The following is a 17,557-nucleotide window of genomic DNA, read 5'->3' on the forward strand; positions in this document are numbered from 1 at the left end:
AATATTAGACTTATTTCTAAAGAGACTTATACAGTGAGTGATTCATTTAAAACAATAGAACATAAGGTGGATTTTTGTGTAGTCGGCGGCGGTCTTTCGGGCATGTGTGCCGCGATTGCCGCGGCACGTAATGGCCTGAAAGTGGCCATAATGCAGGACCGGCCTGTTTTTGGCGGCAATTGTTCCAGTGAAATAAGAATGTGGATATGCGGTGCCCGCGGCAGGGACAATAAGGAAACAGGGCTTGTTGAAGAATTTATGCTGGAGAATCTGTATCGAAATCCCAATAAGAATTACTCTATCTGGGACAGCATTCTTTTTGAAAAGGTTCGCTATGAGCCCAACATTACGACTATGCTGCTCAACTGTTCATGTAACAACGCGGAAATGGATGGCTCACGAATTGAATCGGTTAGAGGCTGGCAGGGCACAACGCAGTCATGGCATATTGTAAGGGCGAAAATTTTTGCTGATTGTTCCGGCGATTCGGTCCTGGCACCACTTACCGGTGCCCAATATCGCGTCGGTCGTGAGGCTAAGACTGAATTTAATGAAGATATAGGCCCCGAAGAGGCAGATAATAATACTATGGGCAGCAGCTGCCTGATCCAGGCCCGCGAAATGCCGACAGAGCAGCCTTTTACTCCTCCGGCGTGGGCATATAAATACACTTCATGCGATGACTTTAAGCACCGAACACATAACTTAAGCGAGACACAGAATTTCTGGTGGATAGAGATCGGCGGCCGGCTGGACACTATCGCAGATGCTGAAACTATACGTGATGAGCTGCTCAAGATCGTTTACGGGGCATGGGATCACATAAAAAACCATTGTGAGAAAAAAGAACAGGCTAAGAACTGGGCGATTGACTGGGTCGGTATGCTGCCGGGTAAGCGTGAGAGCCGCCGGTATGTCGGCGATTACATAATGACACAGCATGACGTGGAGTCAGAAGGCCGGTTTGACGACCTTGTAGCGTTCGGCGGCTGGCCTATGGACGATCACCATCCGGGGGGCTTTAGCTATACCGGAGATCCAACATATTTCTATAATGCCCCTTCACCTTACGGCATTCCGTATAGATGCCTTTACAGCAAAAATATAGATAACCTGTACTTTGCCGGCAGGAATATCAGTGTTACGCACGCTGCATTGAGCTCGACACGTGTAATGGCTACCTGTTCGCTGCTTGGCCAGGCGGTCGGAACGGCCTGTTCGATCGCTGTACATGAGAATATAACACCTCGCCAGGTATATGAGGACGGGTATATCAGTGAGCTCAAAGAGATGCTTATGGATAATGACTGTTATCTGCCGTGGAATCGCAGAGATATATCAGAGATGTCGGTGCGGGCAGAGCTGATTGCCTCAAACGGTAATCCAGAGCAGTTACGTAACGGTATCGAGCGGGATATTGACGGAGAGGAAAACGGCTGGAAAGCTGGAATAAATGACTGGATCGAGTATAATTGGAGTTCAGTTCAAAATATAAGTGAAATCCGCATTATTTTTGACAGTAATTTAAATCGAATGCTTAGAACGAAAAAATTGTCATCAGATCAGGTCAATGGTGAAGGGGATCCTGCCGCCGCATCTGCCCGTGATATGTGGTGCTGCTATCCCTTAGACCAAAAACCCAAGACTGTTCCAGAGTCTATGGTTAAGGCTTTTCGTATTGAAGCTAAGGATTCAAATGGAGATTGGGCTGTTGTTTATTCAGAAACAAACAATTATCAGAGGCTTGTAAAAATACCGTTGAATCTTGAAACCGAGGCAATTCGTCTGATCCCAGAGGCCACCTGGGGCGCAGAGCAAGTCCATATCTTTGCCTGGGAGGTCAGATAGGATGCATAATCTGCCGCGAATACTGTTGTCTGTTGAAAGTTCGAGAGGGTTTGGCCGTGATCTTCTGACCGGGATATCAGATTTCACACGCATGTACAATCCCTGGACAACATACCGTAAACCTCCTTTTTTCCGTTATGGCAATGTTGATAAATTCGATTTTGACACTATCAAGAATGACCTTGAAGGCATTATTACGCGAATTCCGGAGGAAATTCCGGTTATTCAGGAGCTTGGTATTCCGGCAATCGTTGCTACAGTGCTGCTTCCCCCGGGTTTCAAACTGGATCCGCATTATCCGACAATTACTTCAAACAATGAGGCAATTGCTCAGGTGGCTATGGATTATTTCATCTCGCAGGGGTTTAGCAATGTTGCTTATTGCGGGTTTGGCGATGTGTCCTGGTCGCTCCAGAGAAGAGAAGCCTTGAAGGTCTATGCAAAAGAGTTGGGATATGAAATCTTGTGTTATGACCCGCCGTCAGAGAGCAGTTGGGAAGAGGACATCCAGATTATCGGCGATTGGCTGAAAGTATTACCTAAGCCGGTTGCAGTGCTGGCATGCAGTGATGACAGGGGTGAAGATATAATTCAGGCGGCCAAGCTCTCACGTGTAAGGATACCCGAAGAAGTTGCGGTATTGGGTATCGACGATGATAACCTCATATGCAACCTGTCAAATCCGACACTTTCCAGTATAGTTCTCAACACCCAGAAAACAGGATTCCAGGCGGCAGAATTGCTTAACAGGTTAATCAACGGTGAAGAAACAATGACCGGTCAGAGGCTCCTGCTGCAGCCGCTGTATGTTGAAGCACGGCAGTCAACCGATATCCTTGCAATAGAAGACCCGGAAGTTGCCTGTGCCCTGGGTTTTATTCGCCAGAAAGCAAGAGAGGCCATTCAGGTACAGGATGTAGTCGATGCCACCGGTATATCCCGGAGGGTGCTTGAGAGCCGGTTCAGGAAAAATCTTAACCGCTCAGTACTGCAGGAAATCAGGAGTGTTCGTGTAAAGACAATAGCCAGAATGGTTTGTGAAACAAACATGTCTATAAAATCTATTGCTATATCGCTTGGATTTACAAGCATTGACCATATTTCCCGCTACTTTAAAAAGGAAAAAGGCATAAGTTTGCATCAATACCGGCAGAAATACGGGCAAATTTAGTAGAGAATAGTCAGTTTAACCTTTCGTATTATGGCTACTGTTTAGCGTAATATGGCGTGGTTAATGCTGTTTAAATGTGATAAGATGTTAAAATTATTGCAGGCAGTAGAATTAGTAAATTTAAATTACTTTTTAAACAGGAGAGTATCATGAGTAAGATTATTTGGATTTTGGCAGTGCTGTTATGTGTTCAGGCAGGCGTTTATGCGGTTGACTGGATAGGCGGTTATGGAGACAATGAATGGGATCTCTGGTTAAACTGGAACCCCGACATACCCACGGCGGCAGACGACGTTACGGTTAAGTTAGATGATCCTGAACATACCCCAATATTGATTGATGCAGATGTTGTTGGCGTGTGTAAAAGGCTCCGTTTAGGCTCTGACGCCGACAAATACGGCAATATCCTCATGACCGGCGGTACCCTAAATATCAATAGCCACTTAGAGCTTGGTGACTACGGTACCGGAGTGTTTGACCTTGAAGGCGGCGAAGTAAATATGACACACGATGTCAAGATTGGTGACGGAGCTACAGGCCACGGTACCTTGAATATTTCCGGCAGTGCGGTCATTAACGCAGGAACAAGCAGATTTATAAACGTGGGTAACGCCGGTTACGGTGAAATGAATATGACCGGCGGAACCATCAATATTCCTACCTATGATTTGCAGGTTGCTGATGCCGGTGGTATAGGTGTTGTAAATATGTCAGGCGGAACTATTAATATTGCCCGTAATCTAAAGGTTGGCGGCGGAAATGCCGGCGGAAACGGCAAGTTCACAATGACCGGCGGCGTTATTAACACGAAATCTCTGTATGTGCCTGAGGCGACCGGAGCATTAGGTCTGCTTGAAGTTTTTGGCGGTACTATAAATGTTACAAGCGGTTATCTCACGATGAAAGATGGCGGCTATATTGATATCAAGAATGGCCAGCTGGTAATGGCTGATTCCACCGGATCTGCAAAAAGCAACGTAGATGGGAAAATTGCCACCGGGCAGATCTATGGTTTTGGCGGTTACGGCAGTGTTGAGGCCGTCTGGAACGGCAGTGATACAACTACAGTAACGGCAACAGCTCCAGACGAAGCATATTTACTCGCTCCGACTGGGGAGGTTTATGAGCCTTCAGATCCTAATGGTCTGGAAGTGACCTGGGAGTATGGAGGACAGGCAACCGAACATCATCTGTATTTCAGTACAGATGAGGCTGGTGTTACAGCCAGAACTGCAGGGTATCAGGGCAGCGTTACTTCTCCGCATTTTATAGCACCTGAAAACTATGTTCCAGGAAATACCTATTACTGGGTAGTTGACGAGAGCGATGGAGTAACAACATGGCCGGGAACGTTTGTTAGCGTTACAATTGTCGCCCAATCCCCATATCCTGAAAATCTTCAGCCTCAGGGTCTTGATGTTGATATCGACACTGACCTTAGCTGGGCAGACGGCGCACAGGCGACTGAGCATTATGTATATATCAGTGCAGATGAGCAGCTCGTTATCGATATGGATGCCTCTGTTATGGTGGGCCCGGCAGTCTCGCCCTATAATATTGATACACTGGTTAATAATACTACCTACTTCTGGAGGGTCGTCGCAACAGACGGTGTGACTGACTGGGCTTCGGAAGTGGTTAGCTTCAGGACTGTTCCTGCCGCTTCGGCAAGCTGGGCACCCCAGGATCCGGGCGATCTTTCGTGGACAAATCCGGCTAACTGGACCGGCGGCGCAGGCGCGGGTACCACTTCAAACATAGATGATCCGGATTATCCCGTATATATAAGCGCTGGTATGACAACACCGGAAGTAGCAGGTATGGGCGGAAATCTGTTTATAGGCAGCACTGACGGATTAAGCGGAAGTGTTGTAGTTGATGGCGGCGAGCTGACTGTCGCCGGTTTGCTTGATATTGGTGCTTACGGAACAGGTTCGCTCACTGTAAACAGCGGAACCGTGGGCGGAACAGCAACCATTAACCTTGGCCATAGCAGTACCGGCGCAAGGGGCTTTTTAACTATAAACGGCGGAGAGGTTAACTCGGCAGATAATTTCTGGATCGGCAGAGTTGGTGATGGCTTTGTGGAAGTTAATGACGGGACACTTAGTGTCGCACCCGGCAAAGACCTTATTATGGCTAACGGGCTGGATTCATCGTTGACAATAAACGGCGGCCTCGTTGATGTGCCTAACAACAGCCGTATTGGATATAAACATCATGGTTCTCTGATAGTTACAGGCGGTACTCTAAGAACTAAGAGCTTACTTGTTCCATACAGTGACAGCTACCCCGGCAGCGGTAATGTTACCATTACAGGTGGAACGATTGAGGGCCTGGTACAGCTCAGGAACAATGGTACAATGAATATTGACGGCGGTACGATCATATCTGCCGGAGACCAGGTTGTCCGTTACACCGAGACTTATGCGTCCAAGATTTCTGCTTATGGCGGTTTTGGCACCCTTTCGGCAGTTTATGACTCCGATACGGATACCACAACACTTACCGCTATAGCTCCTGACGGCACTGTAATTGATCCATTTGACCAGTATGCTGACACAGCGGCCCTTACGGCCGAGTGGAGTGGTACGGCTGCTGCCGAGATTGATGATACGGATCCATTTGTAGGCAGCAGAGCTATGACGATGACTTACTCAGGAACATCATCGAACCTGTCACGCTCGATAACAGCTGATGTATCCGGCCTTTCTATAGAAGCCAGACTTCTTTCACTGTATGTCAGAGGCGATTCGGGCAATGATGAAGCAGAATTGTCTGTAACTCTGGACAGCTCTGCGGGTAGTGCTGCCGTTGCATACACCGGCATGATTTCAGAAGATGGCTGGCAGAGATGGCTAATACCGCTTACGGATTTTGCAGGTGTCGATCTCAATGATATCACCGGTATTACAATCACGGTTGGCGACGGAATTTCATCTGCATCGGGCACCATAGGCATAGATCAAATACAGTTTGCTGAGGCTCAATGTATAGCTGATTATACCATCGCCGATATGAATAATGACTGTGTTGTAACTTTTGGTGACTATCTGGCGCTGGCAGATGACTGGATGTTGTCTGGTTACGATGTATCGCCTGAGGCAGTTGGCGGTGATCTTGTTCTTTACTATCCTCTTGATGACACAGGTGTTACAGTTGCTGACCAGACCGGCAGCTATGACGGTGCAACCACCGCTGATAACTGGCAGTCAACAGGCGGTTTTGACGGCGGGGCGTACCTGAGCTTTGACGGAGACAATTTTGTGACCATACCGGCAGCGGTTATTGACAATATTGCTAATACCGGTGAGCTCTCCATTTCCATGTGGGTAAGAGGTGATGCCTCCAGTGATGGTGTACGGCAGATGATCTTCAGCTCAAGAACTCCGGCGGATGAAGGCCATATTCTCAACTTTGATATTCAATATTATTCAGAAGAGGAATTTAGCCTTGTATTTGAATCGGGACATGACACCGACCGCCAGGAAGACTGGGAATGGTTCTATTGGGGCTGGAATTCTTCAGGAATGGATATCCCGCGTGATGACACTGTGTTCTATGACGATTGGAACCATGTTGTATGTACCAAGAATCTTGCTACAGGTGTTCAGAGGCTGTATTTCAATGGTGTAGTTGTTGGCGAGAACCGTTCGGCTACAACAGCGATTCCGCCAAGCAGCGACATAGGCTTCTTTATTCTCGGCGGGTTTGCACCGGGCAGCCTTATGTACAATGGCGACCTGGATGATTTTAAAATCTACAATAGAGAGCTGAGTCACGCTGAAATATTGACGCTTTCGGGCTATACTGACCCGACTTATCATCAAGATATCCTTTCAGATGTTGATTTTGATGAAAGCGACGATATTGGTACCGGCGATCTTCAGATTATGGCTGATGTATGGCTTCAGGATCAGAGGTGGCCGGCAGCATTGTAAATCATAATAATCATTAAACATAGGAGTCTGCACGGAAATGTGCAGACTCCTTTTTTAGAAACAATTTTTTTTCGTGATCTGGCGATAATTTATCGCAATATGGCGTTTTTTCATTTTTTATTTGTGGTATAATTAACATATTCAATTTAAATATATGTTTAAAATAAAGCGAAAGGTAATTACGATGAAACATAAAAGAGGCTTTACTCTTATTGAACTGCTTGTTGTAATTTCAATCATTGCCGTACTCATGGCAATTTTAATGCCGGCTTTAACAAAGGTTAGAGAGCAGGCAAAAGATGTAATATGCAAATCTAATATGCGTCAATGGGCCATCGTATTTGCCGGGTACAACAACGACAATGACAACCTCTACCCCCGCGGCTGGCATGGCGTTGCGGCTGATGACGGAGGACAGTATATCTGGGCCGCGGCCCTGAAACCTTATTATGATGATGTAGCTCTCTTGATGTGTCCTTCCGCGACAAAGACACAAGATGACGCCCAGCTCAAACAGAAATGCTGGAGTTTTCCTAAAATGGATATAGATGGGAGCCAGCCTTACAGGTATATGTCCGGATTACAGGGCAGTTACACGGTAAATCACTGGCTCGGTCAGCCGGTTTATCCGCAGGGCAGGCCAAAGGAAAACTACTGGAGGAGAACAGGGCATCCTGAAGCCAACAATGTACCGCTTCTTCTTGAAGGCCCGATGTGGCTTGCCAGACCTGACGACACTGACAGACCTTCAAAATACAATGGCCAGAACGCATGGAACGAGGTAAGCGGTGCCCTTGGCGAGATGGCACGGGTAACTGTTCAGAGGCACGGCAAGCGTTCTGGAACAACAAACGCAACATTTATGGACGGCAGTATGAGACAGGTCGGCCTAAAAGAGCTTTGGACACTTAAATGGCACAAGCAATTTGACACAAAAAACAGGTGTACTCTGGCAGGCGGGATGGAAAAATCGTACTGGCCTGAATGGATGCGTGACTTCAAGGACTATTGATCCTTAAGATAAGAAACAATATGTCAATATGAGGTATGGGATTAGGTAACTATTTAGTCTCATACCTCTTTATTATATCCGAATGAAAGCCTTATCGTATGAACTTAAGGAATTGTGTTTTAAGCCTCTTTATGACGTTTTCAGTTACTGTATGGGCTGGTATAGATTTTACAATTGAGAATGAGGCTTATCAGGTAATGCAGCTAACTGAGGGCAGGATAAAGGTTAAAAATATTGGTTTTGGAGGCAGTGTCTATTTTGAACCTGAGTTTACCGTCCTTTATAATTCTTCAAACCCTGATCTGGAATTTGCTCTGAAACCCCAGGTAGAGAAGCCTGTCGGCAGCCTTACGGAGTTTAACTATAAGACTCCGAGCTGGAACGGAGATATGAACCCGTTCAATGCGCCGGGCAGCAAGACTGTAATAACGCCGGAAAGTTATTCTCGGGATGGTAACCAAATAACCTGGCTCTTTGCGGACCAGACTGATTTCAGCTTCTCTGCTAAACTTGTTTTGCCTGCCGGCATCTCTGAGCCTAAGATAACCTTTACGCTGGTACCTCAATCAGACGGTTATTTCTCCGCTGCCTATACGGGTTCACCGGAATATGCTGATTCGCTGTTGAGCTGGGCGTGGCAGCCTTTGATTTATACCGGCAAACGCTTTCCGCTTTCGCCGTGCGTGGTTCCGGAGTTTCAGTGTCCTGTTCCGGGGGTTTTTCTAAACAGCAATGGTTTCACGGTTGGTGTGTGTGCTGATCCGGCGGAGATGCCGTTTCGGCTTCCTTTATGGGATAATTCCCGTTTTGCCCTGGGACTGCGAAACCCTACAGACAGAATGCAGCCCATGCTGTTTGCTCCTATATTTGGAGGGCCGGAATCTCTTATGTCTGCGCAGAGCCGCTATGATTTCAGTTTTTACCTGATTCTTAACGGAGAAAGCTGGTACGATAATTTCAAGCATATAGCCCGCGGGATTGTTGGTTTCAGCGACTACCGAAGCAATGCAGAGATATCGATGAATCAAACGCTTGATAATCTTGTTGATTTTATATTGAATACGAGCGGGAATAATTATTCATACTGGTATGAAAACCAGAAGGTCAACGGCTATCAGAATGACAAACCCGGCTGGGGCAGGCAGCAGTCTATTGTGATTCCTCTCTCCCTTGCCATGGTTCGTGACAGTGAGAAAATGTATAACGAAAGGGCTCTGCCGACTATTGAGTATATGTGTTCGCGCAACAGGCAATATGTGATACTTGACGGCAGCATTCCCTGCATGAATGGGCCGATAGATCAGCCTGTTGACTGGGCAGCTCTCGACTTGATAAGCAATTCGAGAGTTCCTTCATTCTCTCAGTTCGCCGCAACAGACTCTTATTTGAAGAACAGGGTTGATGTTAATGCTGTATATTCACGTGAGCAAGCCATGCGCAACGCCAAAAATTGTCTTCATGAACTTATTGCCATTTATGAAATGACCGGTGAGCAGGAATACCTTGATGATGCTGAAAAGGTGGCGGACGATTATATCTACTGGCGGATAGACCAAGAGCCGCTGGACTTCTATGATGTGGCATCGAGTTTCTGGATATACCTGGCTCCGATGTATCCGGCACTGGAAAGACTCTACGATATAACAGGTGAACAGAAATACCTCGATGCGGCGGTAAAAGGCGCTCAGCAGCGGCTTGCGTATAACTATACAGGTCCCCGGATTCCCGATACCGATATAACTCTTGACGGAGTGACTGTTCCGGCCTGGCGGATCTCCGCGGCGGGGCTTAATACCGAGGCTGCCGGCACCGCAGCTTCTCACAGGGCAATATTTATGACTCCTCATGCGCCGTATATGCTTCGAATGGCAGAATATGGAGACGATGCGTTCCTGCATGATATGGGCCGCAGTGCTATGATAGGCAGGTATGAAAATTACCCGGGATATGCGTACCGTGACCGCCACAGGGCAGACGTGCTGCAGGCTGATTATCCGCTTCAGTCTTATGATAATTATGCCAACAGCGCGCATTATAATCACCCGATGCCCCTGGCAAGCTTTCTAATTGATTATTTAGTGAGCGATGTTTACGTTCGTTCGGACAGGGCAGTCAAGTTCCCGTCTCGCTTTACCGATTCAGGGGCCTACTTCAGGGGTAAAATATACGGCGACAGGCCCGGTGAATTCTATGGAGAGACAGGCGTCTGGCTCTGGATGCCCGGGGCACTTGTCTCATTCGATAATGTCCAGGTAAATTATATTGCCGGCTATGGAAATGGCAGACTCTATCTGGCTTTGACAAATCAATCTAAAGAACCTGTAAGCACAGAAGTTTCGCTGAATCCTTCTCTTGTAAATTATCAGGTTGATCATGCAGTAAACGTCTGGCAGGAAAATGCAGTATCTCCCGATAAGAATCTTGTAAATGGAAGGGTCACTGTCGATATTGCATCAGAAGGTATTACAGTGCTTGCTGTGAATGGCGTAACTGCTAAAACCTCATTCCAGCATAAATACATTGGCGACAGCGCAGAGAAGTTGAAGCCGGAGAGCTTTAATGAATATACCAATACCTCTTTTGGCAAGGTTACCGGTATGGTGATCTCCCTTTCTCACCAGCTTACAAGCGGTTATGTATGGCTTGAAGCGGATATAACACAGGTTAAACAGGCAACGCTTCATTATACTTCAATCGGCGGTCAGTGGCATGAGTTGACAGACAGCGAATATCCATTTGAATTTACTGTTCCGCTTGGCGCAAATGTCTCTGAGTTCCTGTACAACGTTGAGGCAGTAAAGATTGACGGAATCCGTGAGGTGACAGGCAGCGTAACCCTTCCAGTTTTTGAAAATATTGATTCCAGAAAGATTTCCGGAAAAATCATAAATATTCATGGCGGCGATGTCAATAGAGTTGAGCTTAACTGTGGAGACGGTTATTCGGTATTCAGCGACGAAGAAGGGAATTACCAATTTGATTTTGTCTCTGACGGCGCTAAAACGGTGGTTGCTCAAAAGGAAGGTTTTTTCTTCTGGCCTGCAAGTTTGACAGCCGAGTTCTGTTCAGATTATATCTCAGGTCTTGATTTCTTCTGCAGTGATTCATTTTTCACCGTCTATGACAAATTAAACATAATAGCGCTGCAATGGCTTGCCGGTAATGAAGTTTTCTGCGATGGACTGGCGGTTTGTGAGAAAGGCCTGGCAGCGGACATCAGCGGCGACTGCAGGGTTGATCAATATGATTTCGCATTACTGGCGGAGACAACCGGAACAGCCGGGATAATTGATCCGTCAACAATTGGTATAACTGCTTCGAGTGAAAGTACTCAATGGGGTCAGAGGCTGGCGTTGTATGCAGTCAATGGATCCGGTTTGGCCGGTGATGCTCACACAAACTCCGTCAACGGCACGATGTGGATGAGTTATAGTTCTTCAATGCCGCAGTGGCTCAAGATTGACTTGTCTGATATTTATTATTTGGATCGACTGAAGATATGGAATTTTAATATGGCCGGCTATACAGGCAGGGGGGTAAAAGATCTTGAGGTATTTTACTCTTCACTCAATACATCTCAGCCGGGTGATCCGCTGAGTAATCCCGGAAACTGGTATTATGCAGGGCACTACACATTAACAGAGGCCCCTGGTGAAGCCGATTATGGGACAGCGAACGAGGCCATGCCGGATGAAATATATTTTCCCGGCAATATCTATGTCAGATGGATGTATATCAAGGTGAATTCTTCTTTTGATGGAAGTTATTCCGGTCTCAGCGAAATACAGTTTTATGGGTATTAATTAATGGAAATGTTTATGTTAAGGAAAAACGTGAAGGTTAAAAAGACTTTAAAAGCAGTTGTTATGGCTCTGATTATTGCCTCTTCGGGAAAATCTCTTGCCGCAGATGTAAATGCAGCAGGGTTTGGAGCAATCCCCAATGACGGCAAAGACGATACTCAGGCGGTCAAAAAGGCTCTCGAATCTGTTAAAAAAGGCGATTCTCTCGTTTTCGACAAGGGTGTCTATGATTTTATTTCGCACCTTGTATTCGACAAAGACAAATGCCATATCGGCGTATTTGATAAAGAAAATATCAAAATCAAAGGCGCAACAGAAAATGGTAAACCAGCTACGGTTCTGTTGCGGCATATTGATATTGACCCTGAAAAACGAGTTGATCTGCCGCAGATTATGGCTGTAAAGGGCTGTAGCAATATTACTATTGAAAACATAGTAAGCGACAACTTCCCCAGAGCTACTTCAGCGGGTGCTGTTGTTGAAAAGGATCCTGAAGGTTACTGGATCAGAGTAAGGGTTTTCGACGATTTACCAATGGTAGATAAAACCGGATGCGATTCGTCAAACGCGTGGCTGCCGACAAAGCCGCCTGTATTCAAAAAAGTCAGAAGCCTTACCTATGGGAACTATAAAGGAACATGGAGAATACATGACCGCGAAAACAGGATCATGGAGCTGACCCACAACGATGGCAAAAAACTCGACTTCCTTGATCTTGTTGATGTCGGTGAATACATGTCATGGCACTACGGGGCAATGGGCAATAACCAGATGATTGTGCAAAACAATACAAATCTTGTGATGCAGAACATCTATGTTCCCAATGTTCTTCATGCATTTGTAAATCTCTCATTTAACGACAATGTGCTGATAAAAGATGTTGTATTCAAATCAGATAACTCAAGCATGGCAGTTGGTTCAAGAGATGCTTTTCATATGTCAACAAACCGCGGAAAAATGCTTGTCGATAATGTGTATATCGAAGGGGTGAGGCTTGACCCTATCGTATTGAGAACCCGATACGGACATGTACACGAAGTGAAAAATAAGAGAAACTTAAATTGTCAGTTTTTAGTGCCCTCAAGTATTGTTCCGCAGAAGGGAGACTCAATAGTATTCTGGGATAAAGAGGGTCTGCCCTGTGAAATCAAAGTAGAATCGTCTCAATATATCTCAAAACCGGTCAGAGGGCTTGATGTAACACTTCAGGCGGATATTCCTGATTGGGTAACAGCTTCTACTCCTGTAAAATCAAGCATCTATATGCCCGATGAAGTCATAATCCGCAACTGCACTTTTAAAAACAACGCAGGGTCAGATATTATAGCGTTTCATGATAATATAACTTTCAAGAACAATCTGCACTTCAGGCCGACAGACGCCGCGATAGTTCTCGGAAGCAATCGCTCATCAGCGGGTGTCTGCGGGACAAACATTCAAATATTAAACTCAAATTTCATTGACTGCGGGTGGGGAGGCAAAGGCGGATTAAAAGGTGCGATAATTTCGGCAAACAGAAATAAATACAAGCTCCCAAGGTGCAATGATGTATTGATAAAGGGAAATACTTTCCGGGGAATTGAAATTGGCGCAGCTATGAATCTAAAGGATCTTAATAATTGTCTGATAGAAAACAATAGATTTATCAATGTTGTTGAGAAGGTTCGTATAGATCCAGATACTACAGCAGATATCAACATTGATAATATGGAAACAACTTCCGGGGTTTTTAAGAAACATTGAAAGTTAGAAGAAATGAGTGGCATAATTTATAATAAGATGACAGTTGTTCTATTAGGTGTATTTGTTCTACAATTTGTTACTTGTGGTACCTGCTGTGCAAAAGAATCGTCTATTAAGCCGGCACAAGTATGGCTTGATGCCGCCAAAAAGCCGATTAACGCGCATGGCGGCTGCGTTATTTACCATAACGGCATTTATTACTGGTACGGAGAGCATAAGATTGAAGGCCTCTCGGAAAAGAATCATGCCGACGGCGGTGTTCACTGTTATGCCTCCTCGGACCTGATTAACTGGCACGACCAGGGCATGATGATTCGGTTAGACCGGCCCCAAACCGAAGACCTGACACACGAATGCAATTCAGACCGGCCCAAGGTGGTTTACAATGAAAAGACCCGTCAGTTTGTAATGTTTTTCAAGCTGTACCTGCGTGGTATGGGCTCGAGGGTGGCCTACGTAGGTGTGGCAAAATCCGTTGGTCCTGCCGGTCCGTTCAACTATCAGCATAAATTCCTCGGCGGTAATTCGCCTGAGGGAACTGGTGATTTCGCGATGTTCAAAGACGATGACGGGACATTGTATCATTTTAGCGTCCGCAAGCCTGGCAAAGCGTTTGTTGTCGGTAAGATGCGTGATGATTACCTGATGCCGGAAGGAAAATACGAGAAATGCGAGGGGGTTACAGCTAAGACCGAGGCCCCCGCTGTAATCAAAAGAAAAGGCAGGTATATAATGCTGGCTTCCGGTTCTTCAGGCTGGGCACCAAATGCAGCAAGAAGTTTTTCTGCGGGTTCGATTTATGGCCCATGGGTATCCAATGGTAATCCGACTTCAGGAATCAATCCAATCAACGGACTTGGCCCTGAAAAAACATTTGGCGGGCAGTCGAACTTCATCATCAAGGTTGAGGGCAAAAAGGATGCTTATATCGCGATGTTTGACATAAACAAACCGGATCATCCTTACGAAAGCGGCTATATCTGGCTTCCCGTCGAATTTGAGGGCAGCAGGATTGCTATTCCATGGAAAGACCAGTGGGACTTGAATGCGTTCAAGTAATGGCTGTTTTTTGGGAGTCTATTAACAATCAAAGCAATATTTACATTTAAATCCAAGGAAAAAGCATAATGAGATTTACTAAAATATTACTCACATCCATGATCTGTGTTGGTATGGCAATTTCTTTTGTATCCGGTATGGGAACAAAAGCCCGGTCTTCATTTACTATACTCTCCAATAGTGAATATAAAATCATTTTGGAAGATAGTGTGAATCTGAAAATTAGTTGCCCAGGGGCTCTGCCGCGAACCTTTAGTTCAGAATTCACCATTTTATTCACTGATCAAGATCCAAAAAAGTCCTCGAGGCGGCCTGACGAGGGGCATAATCAGCAGGAAAAAATATTATATAAGGTTCCCACTTGGGGCAGGGAAGAACTTAAAACCATTGACCCAGACGAGCATGTAATGGATGGCTTCGACCCGGCAACAGACAGGGAACTCGAAAAGGGAAGGACTGCCAATTATTATCTTGCGGCTCCGAGTGAAAAGATGATTGCTGAAAAAGCAGTAATCAAGTCAGACCGTATAGAATGGATTTACCCGGATAACGACAAGTTCAGTCTTGAGGCAGTGGTTACACTGCCTGAAGGTTCAGCTAAGCCCGAACTTGTATTTACCCTGACTCCTAAGCTCAGGGGTTATTATTCTGTTGGTTATACAGGCGCACCAAAGGTCAATCCTGAGGATATGGAAGAAATGTGGCAGCCGATGATCTGGCAGGAAAAACGGTTTCCTAAACTGCCATATTTAACTGAGGCGTTTTTATGTCCTCTGCCTACCGCTTTGGTTGAATATAAGGGGGTTACTGTTGGTGTGCTGGCCGATAAAGAAGCAATACCGTTTATGCCCATACCCAAATCCAAGAACTCGATGTTTGGTATTATGGTTCGTGATAACCAGGGAATGGCTCAGCCTGCATTGTTTGCTCCGGTACTCGGCGGCGCAGAATCGCTGATGAGTCCCGGTAATGATTTTACATTCAAAGCTCACCTGGTATGTGAAGGATCGTCACTATTGGATACATTTGAATCAGTTGCGAGAAATGATTATCAGTTTAAGGATTATAGAAGTAATTCAACGGTAACGCTCAATAAGACATTTGAAAATATAATAGATTATAATATGAGCCCTTACAGCCAGTTTGTACCTGAGCTTAGAGGCTGTAATTATGCCACAGATGTTCCCGGCGCAGTCAAAAACATAACCGGCCTCCATCCCCTTTCACTCGGTATCATCACCGATAGTAAAGATATCTATGTGCAGCGGGGCAGACCGATGATTGAGTATGGTTTTTCAAGGGAAAGGTATCTGTTTGCCACTAACCCCAAAATCAATCGTGATGGGACTTCAGCCCGTCTTGAAGGGCCGGGAGTTCCCATGTCAGACTTTGCCGCGGTATATTCATTTTCACAGGATAGAATGAACAATTACCTGAATCAGGCCATTAAGATATATGAAACGCCGGTCAACAGGTCTTTGAACCTTACTGCACAGCTTTATGGCGACCGCTGGCAGAACGCAATGTATCTCTATACGGCAACCGGTGATAACAATTATTTGAAGGAAGCTGTAAAAGGGGCCGATGACTACCTGAAGACACGAATGGGTACGCCTCAGGAAGATTTTAACGATAAAGATTCTCGCGGCATGTTCTTCTGGACATCGTATGCACCCCAGTGGATGGAGCTTTACCTGCTTTACGAGATTACCGGCAAGGCCCGTTATCTCGACGCGGCACGAACCGGCGCCCGCAGGTATGCGCAGTTTGTATGGTTCAATCCGGTGATTCCAGATGGGAAGGTGAGCGTAAATACAGGCGGCAAGGTACCTCGCTACCGCTCAAGTGATCAATTCGAGGATATGCTTATTCCCGAGGAAACGGTAGAAGCATGGCGGGTGTCGGAAATAGGCCTGACCCCTGAGTCTTCCCCTACCTGCCACGGTCATCGAGGTATCTATCTCACACAATACGCGCCATGGATGCTGCGTGTGGCCTGCGATGCAAATGATAAGTTCCTGCACGACATTGCCCGTTCGGCTGTTATTGGCCGTTATGAGAATTTCCCCGGCTATCACATGAATGCCGGCAGGACTACCGGCCATGAAAAGGCGGACTTTCCTCTGCGTTCACTCAAAGAACTCAACGGGGTTACTTCGATGCATTACAATCATCCATGGCCGCACGCTGCGACATTGATGGATTACCTGGTATCTGATGTCTATTATAAATCTAAAGGCAGACTTGATTTTCCTGCCGAATATGCGGAAGGCTACGCGTATTGCAGGAGTAATGTCTATGGAGCCAGGCCCGGTAAGTTCTATGACGGCAGCGATATGTATCTCTATATGCCCAAGGCCCTGGCAGAATCTTCTAATGTTCAAATCAATTATCTTGCCGCCCGCGGCGATGATGTATTGTACCTGATGCTGACAAACCAGTCAGATATTGATCAGCGGACTACAGTCAAACTTAACTCCCGTATTCCGGGGCTCTCTGCGGCAAAAACGTGTCCTGTTAAAGTGTGGAAAAACAATATAATTGCACCAGAAACTACTTTAATCAGCGGCGAAGTGTCCATTGATGTCGCCGCTGAAGGCTTGACAGTGTTAGCTGTTGAGGGAATTCAGATAGATACCGCTTTCCAGAAATATGTATATGAGACGGAAAAAGAAAAGTGGGAAAAAGACATGGAGGTACTTGATTTTGGCGGCAAGACCTATGCACTGCTGTTTAATTTTGGACCTGAATTAAAGAGTGTATATTCCTACACAAAAGCCAATGGCGATGTCTTTAAGCAGGTTACTTTACACTATAATGCTGACGGCCAGTGGAGCTCTGTTACTAAAGATGACTATCCATTTGAATTTACTGTTGAAATTCCAACTGATGCCGCTGAATTCAAGTTCCGCTATGAAGCCGTTAGCGTGGACGGTAAAAAGGTCGTTTCTAAAACAGGCGTAATCTATAAATGATTTTA

General features: G+C 45.9%; 8 protein-coding genes. All 8 read left to right on the forward strand.

Going from position 1 to position 17,557, the window contains the following annotated elements:
- Nucleotides 1-33 precede the first annotated feature (33 nt).
- Complete coding sequence (locus SMSP2_RS14125; RefSeq protein WP_146684670.1) at nt 34-1,848, forward strand: FAD-dependent oxidoreductase; 1,815 nt, start codon at nt 34-36, stop codon at nt 1,846-1,848.
- Nucleotide 1,849: 1 nt separating this feature from the next.
- The gene (locus tag SMSP2_RS14130) at nt 1,850-3,019 is read left to right on the forward strand and encodes a XylR family transcriptional regulator (protein WP_146684671.1); all 1,170 of its coding nucleotides are present in this window, start codon (nt 1,850-1,852) and stop codon (nt 3,017-3,019) included.
- Nucleotides 3,020-3,168: 149 nt separating this feature from the next.
- Nucleotides 3,169-6,960 carry a LamG-like jellyroll fold domain-containing protein gene (locus tag SMSP2_RS14135; RefSeq protein WP_146684672.1) on the forward strand — a complete coding sequence of 1,264 codons (3,792 nt, stop codon included), beginning with the start codon at nt 3,169-3,171 and terminating at the stop codon, nt 6,958-6,960.
- A 184-nt stretch (nt 6,961-7,144) separates the two neighbouring features.
- On the forward strand, nt 7,145-7,972 hold the full coding sequence (locus tag SMSP2_RS14140; protein WP_186804757.1) for a type II secretion system protein: 828 nt from the start codon (nt 7,145-7,147) through the stop codon (nt 7,970-7,972).
- A gap of 131 nt (nt 7,973-8,103) precedes the next feature.
- On the forward strand, nt 8,104-11,775 hold the full coding sequence (locus SMSP2_RS14145) for a hypothetical protein (RefSeq protein ID WP_186804758.1): 3,672 nt from the start codon (nt 8,104-8,106) through the stop codon (nt 11,773-11,775).
- A 15-nt stretch (nt 11,776-11,790) separates the two neighbouring features.
- Entirely contained in the window at nt 11,791-13,518 is a 1,728-nt protein-coding gene (locus SMSP2_RS14150) for a hypothetical protein (protein WP_146684675.1), read from the forward strand.
- 12 nt (nt 13,519-13,530) lie between these two features.
- On the forward strand, nt 13,531-14,577 hold the full coding sequence (locus tag SMSP2_RS14155) for a family 43 glycosylhydrolase (RefSeq protein ID WP_222566370.1): 1,047 nt from the start codon (nt 13,531-13,533) through the stop codon (nt 14,575-14,577).
- Between the two features lie 68 nt (nt 14,578-14,645).
- Nucleotides 14,646-17,552, forward strand: a complete 2,907-nt coding sequence (locus tag SMSP2_RS14160; RefSeq protein WP_146684676.1) for a hypothetical protein — start codon at nt 14,646-14,648, stop codon at nt 17,550-17,552.
- Nucleotides 17,553-17,557 lie beyond the last annotated feature (5 nt).

The organism is Limihaloglobus sulfuriphilus, from assembly GCF_001999965.1.
Lineage (GTDB): Bacteria > Planctomycetota > Phycisphaerae > Sedimentisphaerales > Sedimentisphaeraceae > Limihaloglobus > Limihaloglobus sulfuriphilus.